This window comes from Microbacterium sp. HMWF026, assembly GCF_003061325.1.
Classification (GTDB): Bacteria; Actinomycetota; Actinomycetes; order Actinomycetales; family Microbacteriaceae; genus Microbacterium; species Microbacterium testaceum_E.
Genome location: NZ_QAJB01000162.1, coordinates 1 through 1,348 on the forward strand (window position 1 = coordinate 1; position 1,348 = coordinate 1,348).

Genomic DNA, 1,348 nt, shown 5'->3' on the forward strand with positions numbered 1-1,348 from the left:
CGATAAACGCTGCTCGTGCCGAGACACGGTGTGCGTCCGCGTGTTTCGGCAGGAACAGCGTTTATCGAGGGGAGCGAGGGCGGCGGGCGACGGCGGCGCCACGCGCGCATGCGGCGGCTGACGGCGCGAAGCGCCGCGCCGCCGCGCGATGAACGCCGTTCCTGCCGAGACACGGTGTGCGTCCGCGTGTTTCAGCAGGAACAGCGTTTAGAGGTGCGGAATCACCTCGCGCTCGAACAGCGAGATGCCCGACGTGTCGTACGCGGCCTCGGGGAAGTAGTGGATCGCGTAGCCCAGTCCGTGCTCGGCGCGCTCGCGCAGCCGCTCCACGATCTGCTCGGGCGTGCCGAAGCCGTCGGAGGAGCGGTAGTCGGCCTCGATGGCATCCGCCCGCTCGTCACCCACGTGCGGGCGCAGGCGCGCGACCACGGCCGCCAGGCGCTCGGATGCCTCGGCCTCGGTCTCGGCGACGATCGTGTTGAAGTTGGTCGAGCGGGTGATCTCACCGGCGTCGCGACCGAGGGCCTCGCAGTGTCCGCGCAGCACCTCGGACTTGTGGTCGAACTCCTCGAGCGATCCGCCGAAATTGGTGTACGACGCATACTTCGCCGCGATCTTGAGCGTGACCTTCTCGCCTCCACCGGCGATCCAGAGCGGGATGCCACCGGCCTGCAGGGGCGTCGGCTGCACGATCGCGCCGTCGACCTCGTAGTACTTCCCCGACAGGGTCGCCTCGCCTGTGGTCCACGCCTGGTGCATGATCTCGACGCCCTCGCGCAGGCGTCCGAGACGCTCGGCGATGGGTGGGAAGCCGTAACCGTAGGCGCGCCACTCGTGCTCGTACCATCCGCCGCCGATGCCCATCTCGGCGCGTCCGCCCGAGATCGCGTCGACGGTGGCGGCGACCTTGGCGAGGTACGCCGGGTTGCGATACCCCATGCACGTGCACATCTGGCCGAGGCGCACCCGGTCGGTGGCGGCGGCGAAGGCCGCCATCAGGGTCCACGCCTCGTGCGTGGCCTCGGCGCTCGGCACGGGAGTGGTGTGGAAGTGGTCGTAGACCCAGAGCGAAGCCCAGGGCCCGTCGTCGGCGCTCTGGGCGAGGGAGTTCATGACCCGCCAGTGCTCGGAGGGGTCGATGCCGACGAGGTCGAAGCGCCAGCCCTGGGGGACGAAGATGCCGAATTCCATGGGCTCACCCTAGGCGCGTCCTCACCCGTCCGGGGCCGACGGTACCGATGACGCCCGATCCGTCGCCGTTCGCGGGTGAGGACGACCCCGCACGCGGATGAATTACACCCCCGGATGCCACGACGGCCCCCGCCCGCACCCCAGGCTGGATGTGCCG

1 protein-coding gene is annotated in these 1,348 nt (G+C 70.0%); it reads right to left on the minus strand.

Annotated elements, in window-relative coordinates; genetic code table 11:
- Nucleotides 1-207 precede the first annotated feature (207 nt).
- Nucleotides 208-1,191: an LLM class F420-dependent oxidoreductase gene (locus DBR36_RS06865; protein WP_108318160.1), complete on the minus strand. Its 984-nt coding sequence runs from the start codon at nt 1,189-1,191 to the stop codon at nt 208-210.
- Nucleotides 1,192-1,348: the final 157 nt, after the last annotated feature.

Bases quoted from the DNA above. Each gene is read 5' to 3' on its own strand.
- DBR36_RS06865 (WP_108318160.1), bottom strand. From the start codon at position 1,191: ATGGAATTCGGCATCTTCGTCCCCCAGGGCTGGCGCTTCGACCTCGTC.